Below are 15,981 nucleotides of genomic sequence, written 5' to 3' on the forward strand. Positions count from 1 at the left end.
CCCAAAAGTTAATGATTAAAAAAAATCGGTGCTAGCCACTGCGAGAACATCACTAGTATGTAACAGCAGAAAAATGGCAACGCCATGACACTCAAATGTTTAAACGCCAGTGCAAATATGCAAATGGTTAGCAAAAATTTTAATCCTTTGCCTCGTTTTAACGAGTCATACACTTGATTTGCTTTGCTCGCTCCGACAAATCGAAATGAGTACAAGGCAAATACAAGGTTCGGAAACACAATTGCAACGCCGCCAACCAATGCTGACATGCCTGCATGTGCTCCCCAACCTACTAAAACTATTACTGCAGCTACTAATGCTACGATACCCTGAAGCAAGACACCTTTTAATGCGGCGCGTCTATACGGGCCAGCTAACGAATGAGTCACTTTATATTAACCTTAATGACGCTAAAATTTATCAGGGTATAAAAACTGGCGAAATTATACTGATTTCTGCTCAATTTGCAACTTGACGCGACGAAATGCAGCATAATTTAAGCACGTATTCCGTCGCAATTTTGACCTTTAGGAGGGTTGTTGTAAATCTGGGTGGATCCGCCCAAGAATACCGTCTAATTCATCAAGATCAGCATAAGAAATAACCAATTTTCCTTTGCCTTTTTGATTGTAGTTGATCTCGACTTTTGCACCCAGGTTTTCTGCCAGCTGTTGTTCTAACAGTTTGACATCTGGGTCTTTTTCTTTTGTTTCTTTTTTAACCACTGGCTCTTGCATAGCACGTACTAACTTTTCAGTTTCACGCACCGTCAACCCTTTAGCAACCGCAGTGCGGGCAGCTTCAGATTGAGCTTCGCCTTGCAATGAAAGTAAGCATCGAGCATGGCCCATTTCGATATCACCATGTTCTAACAAGATTTTCACATCATCATTGAGATTGATTAAACGTAACAAGTTAGTCACAGTTGTTCTTGATTTGCCTACAGCGTCAGCTACTTGCTGGTGAGTTAAATCAAACTCATTGAGTAAGCGATCTAGGGCAACCGCTTCTTCCATGGCATTAAGATCTTCACGTTGAATATTTTCAATGAGCGCAATGGCAACCGCAGCATCATCTTCCACGTCTTTAATGATACACGGTACGACATCTAAACCAGCAAGTTGTGATGCCCGCCAACGACGCTCACCAGCGATAATTTCATATTGTTCGCTTGCTAACTGTCTTACCACAATTGGTTGAAGTACGCCTTGAGCACGAATCGAATTGGCTAATTCTTCCAATGCTTGCTCAGACATATCTTTACGAGGTTGATATTTTCCTCGTTGTAAAAATTCAATCGGTAGTCGCTGTAGTTCTTGTTCAGATGTTTCAGATGTCTGACTAACAGGTGCAGATACGGCTTTTTCAGCTGGTGCTTTGGGCTCTGCAGGCTGCGTATTGCCCGACGGTGGTTTAGCAGAACTTAATAATGCATCTAAACCACGCCCTAATCCTCTTTTTTTCACCGACATGTTGTTATTGTCCTCTTATGCTACGGCAGCGGCTTGTTTTTCTTGACGACGCAACATTTCTCCAGCTAATGCAAGATAAGCTTTTGCACCACTGGATGCACGATCATAATACATTGCAGGTGCGCCAAAACTTGGCGCTTCGGCTAAACGCACATTACGTGGTATCACCGTTCGGTATACCTTGTCGCCAAAGTGCTGTTTGAGCTGCTCAGAAACATCGTTTGCCAATCGGTTACGAGGATCGTACATAGTACGCAAGATCCCTTCAATTTGCAGTTCGGGGTTAACCAATTTAGAAAGCTGTGTAATCGTATCCATTAGTGCCGTTAAGCCTTCAAGTGCATAATACTCGCATTGCATTGGTACCATGACAGAGTCTGCAGCCGCCATGGCGTTTACAGTCAACATGTTTAATGACGGCGGACAATCAATAAAGATAAACTCATAGTCATCCTGCACAGACTCAATGGCATTGCGCAATCGCACTTCACGAGCAAACAATTCCATCAATTTAACTTCAGCAGCAGTTACATCACCGTTCGCAGCGATTAAATCATATTCACCAGATGTATCTGTGCAGATCACTTCTTTGATGGGGGTCTCTTCAATGAGTAGATCATAGATGGTGGCCACATCACTATATTTGTCAACGCCACTGCCCATCGTCGCATTGCCTTGTGGATCTAAATCTATCAGCAGTACTTTTCTTTTGGTCGCCGCCATCGAGGCAGCAAGGTTAACCGCAGTGGTTGTTTTACCAACACCACCCTTTTGGTTTGCAATTGCAATGACTTTAGCCACAGTATCCTCGAATTTAGTCTTTAGTAAGAATAATTAAATGGCGCTCACCTTCAAGGTTTGGTACCTGCAAGGTGATCTTTTGCTCCAAAGAAATGCCTTCAGGCAGACTGTCCAATTCCTCTTGCGGATACATTCCTTTTAGTGCAACGAATCGCCCTGATGAGTCAATTAAATGTGTGCACCATTGGACCATGTCCTCTAGCGATGCAAATGCACGACTCAACACACCGTCTAATTTAACACTTGGCTGATATTCTTCAACACGAGACTGAACTGGCGTCACATTTTTTAATCCAAGCGCATGTTTTACTTGGGTTAAAAAACGAACTCTTTTTCCTAGGCTATCAAGTAATACAAATTCAGTATCCGGCAAAGCTATCGCTAAGACGATACCAGGTAGCCTAGGGCCTGTGCCAACATCAATGTAATGTTTACCACTAAGATGTGGTGCAACCACCAAAGAGTCAAGAATATGTTTTACCATCATCTCTTTCGGGTCTCGCACCGATGTGAGGTTGTAAGCTTTATTCCATTTGTCGAGCAGCTGGACATAATCGACCAGCTGCTGTTTTTGATTTTCAGTCAGCGAAATACCTGTTTCCGCTAACAAAGCATTGAGTTGTTCTAGTAACACAGTTTTCCATCGCTGTTACGCTGACTTGCGCAACAGCCCTTGCTTTTTCAGATATACTAATAATAGCGAAATAGCGGCTGGGGTGATACCAGAAATACGTGAAGCTTGGCCAATCGTTTGTGGACGAGTGTCCGTGAGCTTCGCAACGACCTCATTTGATAAGCCACTTACTTGGCTATAGTCAAACTCGACTGGCAGTAAAGTTTCCTCATGGCGCAACTGCTTATTAATCTCGTCTTGCTGACGCGCAATATAACCTGCGTATTTTGTTTGAATCTCAACCTGCTCCAGAGCCTGCCAATTTTCATGCTCACTGGCCAATCCATCAATTGTCATTAATTCTCGATAACTGACTTCAGGGCGGCGGATCAGATCCTCAAGACTCGCCTCTCTGGTTAGTGGCGATTTAAGCAACGCGTTTACTTGATCTAATGCTTCATGATCCTTGTGGATCCAAGTTGCACGCAAACGCTGTGACTCTTGCTCCATGACTTCCAATTTATCATTGTAAGCAGCCCAACGTTCGTCATTAACCAAACCTAGCTCGCGGCCTTTTTCAGTCAAACGTAAATCAGCATTGTCTTCACGTAATAACAAACGATATTCAGCACGGCTAGTAAACATACGGTACGGTTCTTTCGTACCTAAAGTAGCAAGATCATCAATTAAAACACCTGTATACGCTTCGTCTCTACGCGGTGTCCAAGGATCCTCACCTTTCACTTGCAGTGCAGCATTCATACCCGCAATCAAGCCTTGTGCACCTGCTTCTTCATAACCAGTAGTGCCGTTAATTTGACCAGCGAAAAATAAACCATTAATAAATTTGGTCTCTAAAGACTGTTTTAAGTCTCTTGGGTCGAAGAAATCATATTCAATGGCATAACCCGGTCGGCAAATATGTGCGTTTTCAAATCCCTTAATTGATCTCACAATATCTAACTGAATATCAAAAGGTAAGCTGGTGGAAATACCATTAGGGTATAACTCATATGACGTTAGCCCTTCTGGCTCAACAAAGATCTGATGTTTCTCTTTGTCAGCAAAGCGCACTATCTTATCTTCGATAGACGGACAGTATCTTGGTCCAATCCCTTCGATCACACCAGCATACATCGGTGATCTATGTAAGTTTTCACGGATCACATCATGTGTTTTTTCATTGGTATAGGTGATGTAACATGGGATCTGTTGTGGGTGATCCGATTGTTTGCCTAAAAATGAAAACACCGGTGTAGGTGTATCACCTGGTTGCTCTTGCATCACTGAGAAATCAACTGTTCGAGCATCAATACGGGGAGGTGTCCCTGTTTTTAGTCTGTCTACACGAAATGGTAATTCGCGTAATCGATGTGCTAACGCGATTGAAGGTGGATCCCCTGCTCTTCCGCCTTTGAAGTTTTCAAGTCCAATATGAATTTGGCCACCTAAGAATGTCCCAACAGTTAGTACCACAGACTCAGCACTAAAGCGTAAACCCATTTGAGTAACTACGCCTTTGACTTGATCTTGTTCAACAATCAGATCATCACAACTTTGTTGGAAAATCTTTAAATTTTCTTGATTTTGTAACGTATCTTGGATCGCCGCTTTATACAATGCGCGATCCGCCTGCGCTCTAGTAGCTCTAACTGCAGGACCTTTAGATGAATTCAGTGTTCTAAATTGGATCCCGCCTTTGTCAATGGCCTGAGCCATCGCACCACCTAACGCATCAATCTCTTTAACAAGATGTCCTTTTCCGATCCCGCCGATCGCTGGATTACAAGACATTTGGCCTAAAGTATCCATATTGTGAGTTAACAATAAGGTATTCATACCCATACGAGCTGCAGCTAATGCAGCTTCAGTACCAGCATGACCGCCACCAACCACGATTACGTCAAAATGTTCATGATAAATCATTTACGGGATCCTACTTAAAAACAACCAGCAAATTTCGAAAGGGTGCGTATTCTACCTAGAAAAACGCAGAAGTGAAACGATTAAATTTTAACCTACACTCAAAATGGATCACTTAAAATATATAAGGATCTTTTTAAAGATCTTTATTGATCTTATATTTAAGCAGAGCCAGATCTGTGTATAAGGTTATATTCCTATTATGATCCATGAACTTAGGTAGGATCATATAGTGTGAATTAGATCGGATCTAAGGGCGTATAAGCTTTGATCAAAAGAGCTATTTATACACAGGCACAAATCCGATTAAATTTATCCAATGGATAAGTAATACTAGATCAGCAGTTAGATCAAAGGTTATCCACATATGATGTTTTAAATAACTAAAATTGTGGATAAGTTATGTAGAACTGGATCTTTATATATGCTTCTCTATAACCTCACTTAATTGAGGTAGCCATTCTAATGCCGTATCTTCAGGAAGCGCTTCATCTAACACATCAATTTTTAATGTCGGCAAAAGAATTTGCGCACCTTTCTCTATTAATAGCTGCTCACTGTTAATAGCGGCATGGTTATAAGTATCATAACTTGAGTCACCGATCCCAATTACAGCAAAGCGAATATGGCTTAGATCGTTTTGTTCATTAAGCTGCGAGATAAAAGGCAATAGATTTTCAGGGTAGTCACCTGCACCATAGGTAGAAGTAACTAATAGCCAAATATTGCTTTGGCAATCGGATATATCAGGTTGTTCATGTACATTGCATGGCAAAGATCTTGTATTTAGATCGTCAGCCAATTGTTCTGCAACATATTCAGCGGAACCCATTTGACTACCTATAATGATCTCAATATTACTCATTTGTGCTCGTTACCTAACGTTATATGCGAGTCATATTAATCTGGATTGAGCAGAAGTAAAGTGTTACTTAATCCTTGGGATAAAATTAATTAGCTTCTTTTTCAACCTTCTGTGAATTAACTTTGTAAGTTATTGTTTTTAATGTTAGTAATAAAATATTCCCAGATGGTATGCTCTATACTAATTGTGGATAAGCAGGGGGGAAATATGCATCAAGATGGGTTTATGATCGAACGGTGTTCGGGTTTTTGTGCTTATATTCAGAGTTTTTGCTTTATGTGGATAATTACTCTTTGGATAAAGATCCTTTGATGAAATGTGATCAGTGGTTTTTAGATCTATAAAGTAAGATCTATATAAAAAAATATTCTAAAAAAACTTGTTTTGATCGCTTCAAGTGCGGGTTTTCGAGGGGGGCCATCATGTTAAATGAATATATTGGCTGCTTTATCATCCAGGTGGATCGGTGTTGAGTTTATGATTATCTTCATTATGTCCGATACTTAAATGTTTGATTAAGCGTGTTAGAGGTCGTGTTGACTAATCATATGCTGAAAAATAGCTCACATTAGACATTTTAATGCAGTTTAAACACACAAGTTTAGCCCGATAAAAGTGTGAGTCGGGTTAACTTGACGTGATGCGGTTGGTGACAATATGGTCGTTGACCATCAGTTATTTCAGCTGCACTGACTGCGTATATTGAACGTACTGTGATCATGATGCGATTGAGTGCGTTTATTGTTTAAAGGACATATCATGAGAAATACTGTGTGGCCATCACAGTAAGCAGGTTTTGACATGACTCGATTCTAATGCGTCCAAGATTGAACATATAAACGGGGATTCTAGCGGGTTGGTATGCGTACTATGTATGCTGAAAACCCGATGCTTGGCGCATCGGGTTGTTGAATTACTTACCAATACAAAATGAACTAAATATTTTGCCCAGTAAATCATCGGAAGTAAATTCACCGGTTATTTCATTGAGGTATTGCTGAGTTAAACGCAGCTCTTCAGCCAAAATTTCACCGGCGATATGCATTTCAAGTTGTGTCTGACCGATTTCTAAATGTTCAGCTGCACGCTCTAATGCATCTAAATGGCGGCGGCGAGCCATAAAGCCGCCTTCGTTTGCACCAGTAAATCCGATACACGCTTTTAAATGCTCCCTGAGTATATCAACGCCAGCATTGGCTTGTGCACTGAGTCTTAAAACAGGGTAGTTGTCTTGCTGGCATAGCCCTTGTTGCTCTCCGCATAGATCTATTTTGTTGCGAATGACGGTGATATCTATGCCTTTTGGCAGTTTTTCCATAAACTCAGGCCAGATCTTGATCGGATCAGTCTCTAGCGTCTCCGTGCCATCCACCATAAATAAGACATGATCGGCTCCGCTGATCTCTTCCCATGCGCGCTCAATACCGATTTGCTCGACTTTATCAGGGCTTTCACGCAGGCCGGCTGTATCTATAATATGCAGTGGCATGCCATCGATATGAATATGTTCTCGCAGAACATCGCGTGTAGTGCCTGCAATATCAGTGACAATCGCGGCTTCTCGACCTGCTAAAGCATTCAGCAGTGAGGATTTACCTGCGTTTGGACGACCGGCTATAACGACACGCATACCTTCGCGCATAATGCTGCCTTGCTTGGCTTGTTGCCTGACTTCTGCAAGCTGATCTATGATCGCTTGTAAGTCACCTGAAACTTTGCCATCAGATAGAAAGTCAATTTCTTCGTCTGGGAAATCAATGGCAGCTTCAACATACATACGTAAATGGATCACTTGTTCCACCAGCACATTGATGTGTTTAGAGAAATCACCTTGTAAAGAGTGCAGGGCGCTTTTCGCTGCTTGCTCACTGGTTGCATTGATGAGATCTGCAATGGCTTCGGCTTGGGTGAGATCGAGCTTATCATTCATAAATGCACGCTCTGAAAACTCGCCTGGTTTGGCCAATCTTACTCCGTCAATTTGGCTGATCTCTTTAAGCAGCATGTCAATGACAACTGGCCCGCCATGGCCTTGTAGTTCTAACACATCTTCGCCGGTAAAAGAGTTTGGGCCTTGGAAAAATAGCGCAATACCTTGATCGAGTTGCTCACCAGCTAAGGTATTAAATGGCAAGTACTCGGCATATCGCGTTTTTGGACATTTTCCTAATATTTTCTCAGCAACCTGTTTGGCACCTGTGCCTGAAATTCGGATGATGCCGACACCACCACGACCTGGGGCGGTTGCCTGAGCTGCTATTGTATCTTGTGCAATCATGATGGCTCTTGCTAAATGAGTGTATTCTGAGCTTAATTGTACAGCAAATGGCATTTCTCAGGTATAGTGGAAGTTAATCAATAGAGTCAATTACGCAAGATGTAGAGATAAGGAAACTCTAACCCGTGTTGTTATTTGGTCCATTTCGTTTTGATGCTGAGCGCTTGGTTTTATACACTGGGCAATCGCAGCAGCTTCTTCGTCCTAAAGTCTTACAGTTACTGGCTTACTTTCTAGCGCATCCCAACCAAGTTATTAAGCGTGAAACATTATTGAGCGCACTGTGGCAGCACGGTGAATATCGAGAAGCCGCACTGACACAAAGTATCAATGAATTACGCCAAGCATTGGGCGATAATGCGCAAAGTCCTATCTATATTCGAACGCTACCACAACAAGGTTACCAGTGGATCTGTGAGGTGCACGCCGCAAAATGTGCAAAAAAACGTGCCAACCAAATAGGCGTGGCACTGAGCCTGGTTGCTGTCTTGTTATTTGCGGTGGACAAAATGCACGCTATCTGGCCACTACCCTCCAATGAGCAATTTCAGCAAAAACCAACCTTATTGATTTTACCTTTGCAAAATGACACGGGAGTCGAGGCCAACACGTGGTGGGGCTACGCCATCGAAAGCGAATTAAAAGCGAAGCTGCAAAACCACTATCAATTAAAACCGAAAAACCAAGCCCCTGAGCTGCTGAAGCTACCAACAGAGAAACAGCCACATACACTAGCGCTCACTCTGAAACCAAGACAGCAGCGCTTTATCCTACAAGCCAGCCTAGATGGGCGAACAACAGATATCATTGTTGAGCAGTTAGGGCATAACTTCAGTGAAATTGCCACAAATGTGCTAATGGCTTTAGAAGTGACGTCCGATCATGAAAATAAAACAGCTGCGCCTGTAAAGGACCTCAGTGATTACTATCGTGGTTTGCAAGCGTTGAATGAGTATGGTCCCGAGCTTGCGAGGTCGTATTTTGAGGCGGCTTTAGTACGTGTACCTGAGCATTTACCTTCACAATTGGAGTTGGCGCAGGTAGCTTGGCAGCAAGGGGATGTGACGCAGGCGAAAGCACGCTTTGATAAGATCACATTGGGTGACGCACCTGATGGGTTACAAGCTCGTTATCATCTGTATAAAGGGACATTTGAAAAGGCACAGGGGGAGTTTGAAGCGGCGCTCAATAGTGCAGAGTTTGGACTGCGAGCGGCACAAAAAAGCCAACAAATAGAACTGATCGCCAGAGCGTATCAACTGCAAGCTGATATTTACTGGCATACATTGCAATGGCAAGATTACACCTTGGCGATGAATGCTGCTTATGCACTCATAGGTAGTCGCTCTTTTGCTTACAGTGAAGCACAGCGCTCATTTTATCTTGCAAACCCACCAGCTGCCGGTCCACAGGAAAAAAATCACCTTAACCTAGTACAAAGTAAAAAAGTACTGAGTCAGGCCATAGATTACTATCGACAGATCTCTGCAAACTTAGAATTGGCAACCAGCTTATTTGCGTATGGGCAAAATTATTTAGTGCCCGTGAATGAAGGGGAACAGAGTTTATTGGAGGCGCTGGATATTGTTGCTGACAGTGGCAATGAATATTTTAAAGTGCAAGTACTCACTTACTTGGGGTTTTATTATATTCAGCTCCATCAGGGGGAAAAAGCCTTATCTTATCTGGATCAAGTGCAAATACATGAGTCTTTTTTACCTGCCACTGAGCAACTTCAGTTACTCAAGGCGATGGCGTGGATGGATATCGGCTTGGTGAAAAACGATCAAAACGCATTAGATAATGCAAAGCGGCAATATCACCAATTACTTGAGACTGACTATATCTCACCACTGACACGAGCAAATACGCAACTTATGCTGGCTTGGATTGGGTTAAAGTTGGGGGAGTTAGAAACAGCTCAAACGTTGACTGAACAGGCTTTAATGGCATATCAACGCTTTGAATTGGCTGATGTTGCGATTTATGCTGAGTATACAAAGATGTATATACATCTTAAACAAGGTCAACCAGAGCAGGCGTTAGCGCTCGCAAATAGCGATAATACCGATGCGCATCTCATGTTGTTTTATACCTCAGCGGCAGCTCAGATGATAAATAACGATGCCCTTGCTGCACACTCTAAAGCGAAGTTGAGTGCACTCAGAAACAGCGATGGTTTATTGCAGCAATTGGATGAGTTTACACGTTTAGTAGGGCACACAGATAAAAATATTTTGGACTTGTTGGATGCGCCCTACAGTGTTTATTGTCAAAGTAAATGGATTTTAGAGTAATTAGATGACTTATCGCGGCACGTTTGTGCCTCGATAAAGGGTTTTCCCCTTATTGTCTAATAAAACCCAATAGGGGAGCTCATTGATTTGATACTGTTCAAATAACTGATTATGAGTATCAAAGACAATATCATGCTTTACCCCAAAGCGCTGTTGGTAATTGAGTGCACTTTGCTTGTCTACATAAAAGGGCTTTATTACCGTAAGTACATTCTTATTATGTTGAGCGAGCTGGTTATTTTGCTCAATGCGTTTTTCACAATCGGGAATATGCTGAAATGGACAGAGGCTGTCACTGAAAAATAGCACCTGATACTGTTGATATATCAAAGGTTTGGAAAGAGGCGTGCCTGATAATGTCTGTAACGGCACTTTGGTATCTGAAGTGGCTTCTGGTGGTTCACTGCGGATAAGTGCTTCTTTTAAGATCACACGCCCCTCATTCACAACAACCCTTGTGGGAGTAGCTCGGACTTGAAATTTATACATGAGCTGATTGTTGTGATCAATGCGGATCCCCTTAAATATAGGGTTGGCTGTGACAAACTGCGTTAAGCTGGGTTTATCAATATTAATATCCGGTTGGACAAAAATGCGTTCTCCCATTGGTTGTGGCAATTCGGTGGATTGATAATATTCATCCCAGATATTGATAAATATATATTCGGTGGCTGTTGCATGTGTTTTGCAAGTTACCATAAGTAAGGCCAATACCAGACCAAGTTTTACTTGTATATACATTATTTTATTCCTTGTAATTCAGTCAGTTTACTTGCTAATTCATCAGTAAATAGGGCACTGCGATAAAGCTCATTGCCTGAGCCATCTAATAAAATATGTTGCGGCGTGCCCAATACCGCATATTGGCGTGTGATATTACCGTCGCTGTCAAAGACGGTAGGAAAGCGGTAGCCATTTTTTTTCAGGTAATTCGTGATACTGCGTTTGTTTTGATTAAATCCAATATTGACGGAAATAACTTGATACCCCGTATTAGCTTGTTGATAGCTCTGATCGAGTAATGGCATTTCTTCAATACAGTAGGCGCACCAAGTGGCCCAAAACTTCAAATAAGTCACCTGACCTTGGCTTGAAATCGCTTGTCCATCTAGCGTATTAGCTAACAAAGGCGGGTAGGTGTTGGCGTAAATGTTGGTATGTACACCGAGTAAGATGAATAGAGGTGCTAAAGACTTCATAATGGGTTCCTTGTGGTTACTATAGCCAGCTTTTACCAGCCTGAATAAGAAAATATTGCGCCATGATTAAGAGCATGAGTGCGGTGAGGTTATTAGTGTGGGCTAGCCACTTCCCTGATTTAGGGAGGGTAGCCAGTAGTCTTGCACTGGTGCCAGCAAGTAGCAGCAATGTACTCATGCCCAGCGCAAAGCTAAATAACAGACTGGCACCGAGTAGAGGTTGCTGTGCGGAAGCAACAAATATCAATAATGCGCCTAGGATAGGTGAGGTACATGGCGCGGCAACTAACGCGCTGATCATACCCATGATCAAGGGTACGGCACTGGTACTTTTTAGCGCAAAGTACTGAGTCGGTAATGTGACTAAGCCTTTATTAATGGCAGCAAAAAGCAGTAAAACATTGGCAAATCCTAATAGGACGAGTGGATCACTTGCTACTTGACCAAATAGGCTGCCGGTTGTGGCTGCAATAAAGCCCAGTCCAGCATAAATGAATGCAAAACCAATACAGTACAGCAGGGGGGCAATGCGAGGGTGCTTTTGCTGTGCAAAGGTGGCAACGGTAATTGGTAAAATAGGGTATACACAGGGGGTTAAACTGGTTAGTAGGCCGATCAAAAATACGGCGGGAATTTGCCAGCCATTGATATCTGACGTGGTCAATGCCCCTAAAATTGTGTGCTCCATATGCTTGCTCTTATGATGTCGTGAATGAGCAGTTACAGTGCATGAGCGCGCTTTTAAGACCTATCAAAGGGGCATAAAATCGATATCAAAATTTATCAAGTCTATGTTTTATTTGTTTTTAAAAAGTTATTTAAGCCCCCTTTAATACAACGAGTATATGCTTGGTTTCCTGAACTTAATCCTGTGGCATGCCATACTGCTGCGCAGCCGCGAACTTATCTGACCAAGCTTAAAGTTGCTCAATGGCTACATTGAAGACTTACCTCTCTCTTTCCTTCTTTAAGGAGCAGCTGTGTATGCTTAATATCAAAGTGTATGTGTGCAGCTTCATGGGGAAGGTCTTTTGATAAGCTTTGTTGAGATAGGGGCCATATCGTTTTGAAACTTGCCCAAGGCGTTTAGCGATGATTTTGTTTGTTATAAATAACAGTAAGTTAATGCTCAGTAGTATTATTTTGGCGCAGAATTCTGAGAGATAAATTAGTTGTATGTACAAGATCAAAAACGCCCGCAAAAGCGGGCGTTTTATCAAGGTGTTTCGACGTTAGTCGCGTACTTTAATACCTTTTTTCTCCATACCTCGGTAGATGATAAGCATCTGTGCAATAGAGATAATATTTGATACTAACCAGTAAAGTACTAGACCTGATGGGAACCAGATGAAGAAAATAGAAAATGCGACTGGCATATATGTCATCATTTTCTGTTGCATCGGATCTGTGATAGTCATTGGCTGTAGTTTTTGCGTTAGGAACATACTCGCACCAAATAGAATCGGTAGCACGTAGTATGGGTCCATCGCGGATAAGTCAGTAAGCCACAAACCAAACTCCGCGTGGCGTAGCTCTGTCGACTCTAAGAATACATAGAACAACGCTAGGAAAATTGGCATTTGCAGTAACAGTGGGAAACAGCCACCCATAGGGTTCACTTTTTCTTTGCGGTACATTTCCATCATGGCTTGACCAAACTTCTGACGGTCATCACCATAGCGTTCTTTTAATTGCTGCATTTTCGGCTGTAGTGCACGCATTTTTGCCATAGACGTGTACTGTGCTTTTGTCAGTGGGTAAAGGATAGTTTTCACGATCACGGTAATACCGATGATGGCTAGACCCCAGTTGCCTAAAATACCGTATAAGAACTTCAGTAATACAAGTAGAGGCTGAGAAATAAAGAATAACCAACCATAATCCACCGTCAGATCCAAGTCTTCGTGGATAGCTTCTAGTGCATCGGTATCTTTAGGACCCATATAATAAATGGCCGATAACTTTGCTTCAGAGTTAGCCTGAATATTAACTGGCTCGCCTTTAGTACCAATGATGCCTTGATTGTTTCTCAGTGAGCTGTAAATCGTATTGTTGACGTCTTGTTGTGGGACCCAAGCACTCACGAAGTAATGCTGGATAAATGACACATAGCCACCCAATGTATTTTCGTTTAGATTCGCTTTGGCCATATCGTCAAATGCGTACTTTTCATATGGCTCATCTTGTGTACCATAAGCCGCACCTAAATACGTTTGTGTCATGATGCTGTCTTTGTCTTGTGCTGTACGCTTAATTTGCGTGTACAGTTGAACTTGGACAGGGTTTTCTGTTGCGTTGACTACATCATATTCTAGCGCAACGTCATATTGACCTGCTTTGAATACAAATGTTTTTGTAAATTGAACGCCTTTTTTGTCAACAAACGTCAGCGGTACACGCAGTTCATCACCTGATAGGGTATATGACTTTTGTTCGCTTGAATAAACAGGGCGACCTTCACTTGATGCATCTGGACCATTTAGGCCGATCAGTCCACTTTGTGAAATATATTGCTTCCCTTCAAATTCACCAAGTAGTAAGTAAGGTATATCGCTACCATGCGTTTCAGCATGTTGAAGTAGTTTGGCTTCAACAATATCACCACCTTTTGTATCGATTTTAACATCAAGTACATCCGTTGTTACTGTAATAACAGAACGGATTGCTTGAGTGTGCGCAACCGGTACGTCCGCTTCGTTAGAAGTCGGAATATCCGCTTGGTCGTTATTTGAAGGTGAAGTGGCCACTTGTGTGACAGCACTGGTCTCGGCTTTGCTTTGAGCTTGCTCTTCTTGCCATTCACTGAATAGCAAAAAAGAGACTAAAAGCAATCCGATCAATAAAAACGTGCGTTGCGATTCCATAACAGCTCTTATTTCTCGTGTTGTTTATCTTGATTCGATTTTTCAGGGACGGGGTCATCCCCACCTGCGCTTAAAGGGTGACATTTTAATATGCGTTTAACCGCTAACCAACTCCCTTTTGCAATTCCATGTAAATTAATTGCCTGAATTGCATAACTTGAGCATGTTGGATTAAATCGGCAATGTGGTCCAAGCATTGGACTGATAAATTTTTGATAGGCTTTAATAAGCGTAATCAAAAATAAACGTATTACCGAAAGCGGATAATCCACCAATCGTTTACTCTCGCTTTTGGTCTTTGAGGCGTGTTTCATAGTCGCGAGGTAGACTCGATAAATCAGTGATTAAAAGGTGAGCTAACCTTACCCTAATTCGCTAAAAATTGCCATGTTAGGACAGGTATTGAAGTATAAAAGCGCTGTTATTTTTTAGGCTTTTTATTGGTTGGGCGTTTTTTATGATGTTTTGGTTTAGGAGCACCAGGCTTGCAACGTTCATTGATTTTGCGCCAAAGCTTGTTGAGTTGCTTTGTGAGCTCTTCATTACTTTGCTCGTCTACACCTGTTTTGACCATCAAAACGATATCGATGTTGTCTAATTTATGACGGTTGAGACGAAAGCTTTCTCTGGCAAGACGTTTAATACGATTGCGTTGGCAGGCTTTTTTACAGCGTTTTTTAGCGACAGTAAGCCCGAGACGTGGATGACCTACATCATTAGGTTTAGCTAAAAGTGTAAAAACAGGGGTTGCTGCACGAGCAGGCTCTTGAAATATGCGGGAGTAATGCGAGGGAGTTAACAGACGTAACTCCCTGCTGAAGCCTAAACCTTCCACTTAATATTAAGCAGAAAGCTCTTTACGGCCTTTAGCACGACGACGTGCTAATACTTTACGGCCATTTTTAGTAGCCATGCGAGCACGGAAACCGTGTGTACGCTTGCGTTTAAGTACGCTTGGTTGAAAAGTTCTTTTCATAACTAATCCATCCGATCGGTTAAAGTTAAAACATCCTATGCAGGTCGCGATCCTGGCACAGGTGCCATTGCGAGCGCGAGATATTAAAGCCGACGCGCATGAAAGTCAATCATAATTGTGAGAGAAGGCTTAATTTATAGGCAATCTGATGCAGAAATGACAGTTGAGGTGTGAATTTACCTAATAAAGGTAAATATTTGGAGCCGCTCTATATAATAGAGAGGGAGTCTATCTGTATTCCTTATATAGAAGGATCAAATGTTGAGATCTATATAGAGAAGATCGAGATCTTAGTTGTGGATCAAGTTATTTGATCTTGAGGAGGTTTTCCACAGAGCTTGGGTGAAAATTGGCAACAACCTTTGGAAAACTCAAATTGATCTGATTTTTATGGTGAGATCTTGCTCTTTTTTTGATAAGATCTTTATAATTAAGTGAAATTAAAAACCCTTTAAAAACAGGTGTTTATATTTTTATCTTGGTGAGATCTTAATTTTTTAAAAAGTCAATATTGATGTTGTGGATAAGATCCCTTCATAATACTCGGCTTCCACCTGTGAATAATTGATAATATACAAACATTTCTGTAGATCTTTGAGTTAGCTGTGAATAACTCTGTTGGTTATTTTGTGAATGCACGCAAAAAACTGGCTTTAATGATGTACGGGAATAATAACTATTTCGGAGTGCAAT

The 15,981-nt window shown here is 41.9% G+C and carries 15 protein-coding genes; 1 reads left to right on the forward strand and 14 read right to left on the reverse strand.

All coding sequences use genetic code 11. The features are described from left to right. Nucleotides 1-8: 8 nt before the first annotated feature. From S4054249_RS20765 to mnmE, 7 genes are all read right to left on the reverse strand, one after another. Entirely contained in the window at nt 9-389 is a 381-nt protein-coding gene (locus tag S4054249_RS20765; protein ID WP_039611153.1) for an ATP synthase subunit I, read from the reverse strand. A 138-nt stretch (nt 390-527) separates the two neighbouring features. Beyond that, nucleotides 528-1,472 carry a ParB/RepB/Spo0J family partition protein gene (locus S4054249_RS20770; RefSeq protein WP_046357202.1) on the reverse strand — a complete coding sequence of 315 codons (945 nt, stop codon included), beginning with the start codon at nt 1,470-1,472 and terminating at the stop codon, nt 528-530. Between the two features lie 15 nt (nt 1,473-1,487). Continuing rightward, nucleotides 1,488-2,273, reverse strand: a complete 786-nt coding sequence (locus tag S4054249_RS20775; protein ID WP_039611151.1) for a ParA family protein — start codon at nt 2,271-2,273, stop codon at nt 1,488-1,490. Nucleotides 2,274-2,286: 13 nt separating this feature from the next. Then, complete coding sequence (rsmG, locus tag S4054249_RS20780) at nt 2,287-2,907, reverse strand: 16S rRNA (guanine(527)-N(7))-methyltransferase RsmG (protein ID WP_069949151.1); 621 nt, start codon at nt 2,905-2,907, stop codon at nt 2,287-2,289. A gap of 15 nt (nt 2,908-2,922) precedes the next feature. Then, nucleotides 2,923-4,812 carry a tRNA uridine-5-carboxymethylaminomethyl(34) synthesis enzyme MnmG gene (mnmG, locus tag S4054249_RS20785; protein ID WP_046357204.1) on the reverse strand — a complete coding sequence of 630 codons (1,890 nt, stop codon included), beginning with the start codon at nt 4,810-4,812 and terminating at the stop codon, nt 2,923-2,925. A 415-nt stretch (nt 4,813-5,227) separates the two neighbouring features. Next, nucleotides 5,228-5,674, reverse strand: coding sequence for an FMN-binding protein MioC (gene mioC / locus S4054249_RS20790; protein WP_046357205.1), 447 nt, complete (start codon nt 5,672-5,674; stop codon nt 5,228-5,230). A 913-nt stretch (nt 5,675-6,587) separates the two neighbouring features. Next, nucleotides 6,588-7,952: a tRNA uridine-5-carboxymethylaminomethyl(34) synthesis GTPase MnmE gene (gene mnmE, locus S4054249_RS20795; protein WP_046357237.1), complete on the reverse strand. Its 1,365-nt coding sequence runs from the start codon at nt 7,950-7,952 to the stop codon at nt 6,588-6,590. A 125-nt stretch (nt 7,953-8,077) separates the two neighbouring features. Between mnmE and S4054249_RS20800 the strand changes: the two genes are divergently transcribed. Beyond that, nucleotides 8,078-10,249 carry a winged helix-turn-helix domain-containing protein gene (locus S4054249_RS20800; RefSeq protein WP_046357206.1) on the forward strand — a complete coding sequence of 724 codons (2,172 nt, stop codon included), beginning with the start codon at nt 8,078-8,080 and terminating at the stop codon, nt 10,247-10,249. Nucleotides 10,250-10,258: 9 nt separating this feature from the next. Here S4054249_RS20800 and S4054249_RS20805 read toward each other — a convergent pair whose 3' ends face one another. The 7 genes from S4054249_RS20805 to rpmH all read right to left on the reverse strand — a co-directional run bounded on the left by S4054249_RS20805 (nt 10,259) and on the right by rpmH (nt 15,288). Beyond that, a complete protein-coding gene (locus S4054249_RS20805) occupies nt 10,259-10,990 on the reverse strand; it encodes a TlpA family protein disulfide reductase (RefSeq protein ID WP_046357207.1) in 732 nt (243 codons plus the stop codon). After that, nucleotides 10,990-11,448, reverse strand: coding sequence for a TlpA family protein disulfide reductase (locus S4054249_RS20810; RefSeq protein ID WP_046357208.1), 459 nt, complete (start codon nt 11,446-11,448; stop codon nt 10,990-10,992). The genes S4054249_RS20805 and S4054249_RS20810 overlap by 1 nt, the downstream gene beginning before the upstream one ends. 19 nt (nt 11,449-11,467) lie before the next feature. Then, a complete protein-coding gene (locus S4054249_RS20815; protein ID WP_046357209.1) occupies nt 11,468-12,136 on the reverse strand; it encodes a cytochrome c biogenesis protein CcdA in 669 nt (222 codons plus the stop codon). A gap of 544 nt (nt 12,137-12,680) precedes the next feature. Then, entirely contained in the window at nt 12,681-14,312 is a 1,632-nt protein-coding gene (gene yidC, locus S4054249_RS20820) for a membrane protein insertase YidC (protein ID WP_046357210.1), read from the reverse strand. Between the two features lie 8 nt (nt 14,313-14,320). Continuing rightward, nucleotides 14,321-14,626 carry a membrane protein insertion efficiency factor YidD gene (yidD, locus tag S4054249_RS20825; RefSeq protein WP_080928409.1) on the reverse strand — a complete coding sequence of 102 codons (306 nt, stop codon included), beginning with the start codon at nt 14,624-14,626 and terminating at the stop codon, nt 14,321-14,323. A 107-nt stretch (nt 14,627-14,733) separates the two neighbouring features. Beyond that, a complete protein-coding gene (gene rnpA / locus S4054249_RS20830; RefSeq protein ID WP_046357211.1) occupies nt 14,734-15,147 on the reverse strand; it encodes a ribonuclease P protein component in 414 nt (137 codons plus the stop codon). A 6-nt stretch (nt 15,148-15,153) separates the two neighbouring features. Next, nucleotides 15,154-15,288: a 50S ribosomal protein L34 gene (rpmH, locus tag S4054249_RS20835; protein WP_005492430.1), complete on the reverse strand. Its 135-nt coding sequence runs from the start codon at nt 15,286-15,288 to the stop codon at nt 15,154-15,156. Nucleotides 15,289-15,981: the final 693 nt, after the last annotated feature.

Origin of the sequence: Pseudoalteromonas luteoviolacea (assembly GCF_001750165.1) — a bacterium.
Taxonomy (GTDB): Bacteria; Pseudomonadota; Gammaproteobacteria; order Enterobacterales; family Alteromonadaceae; genus Pseudoalteromonas; species Pseudoalteromonas luteoviolacea_G.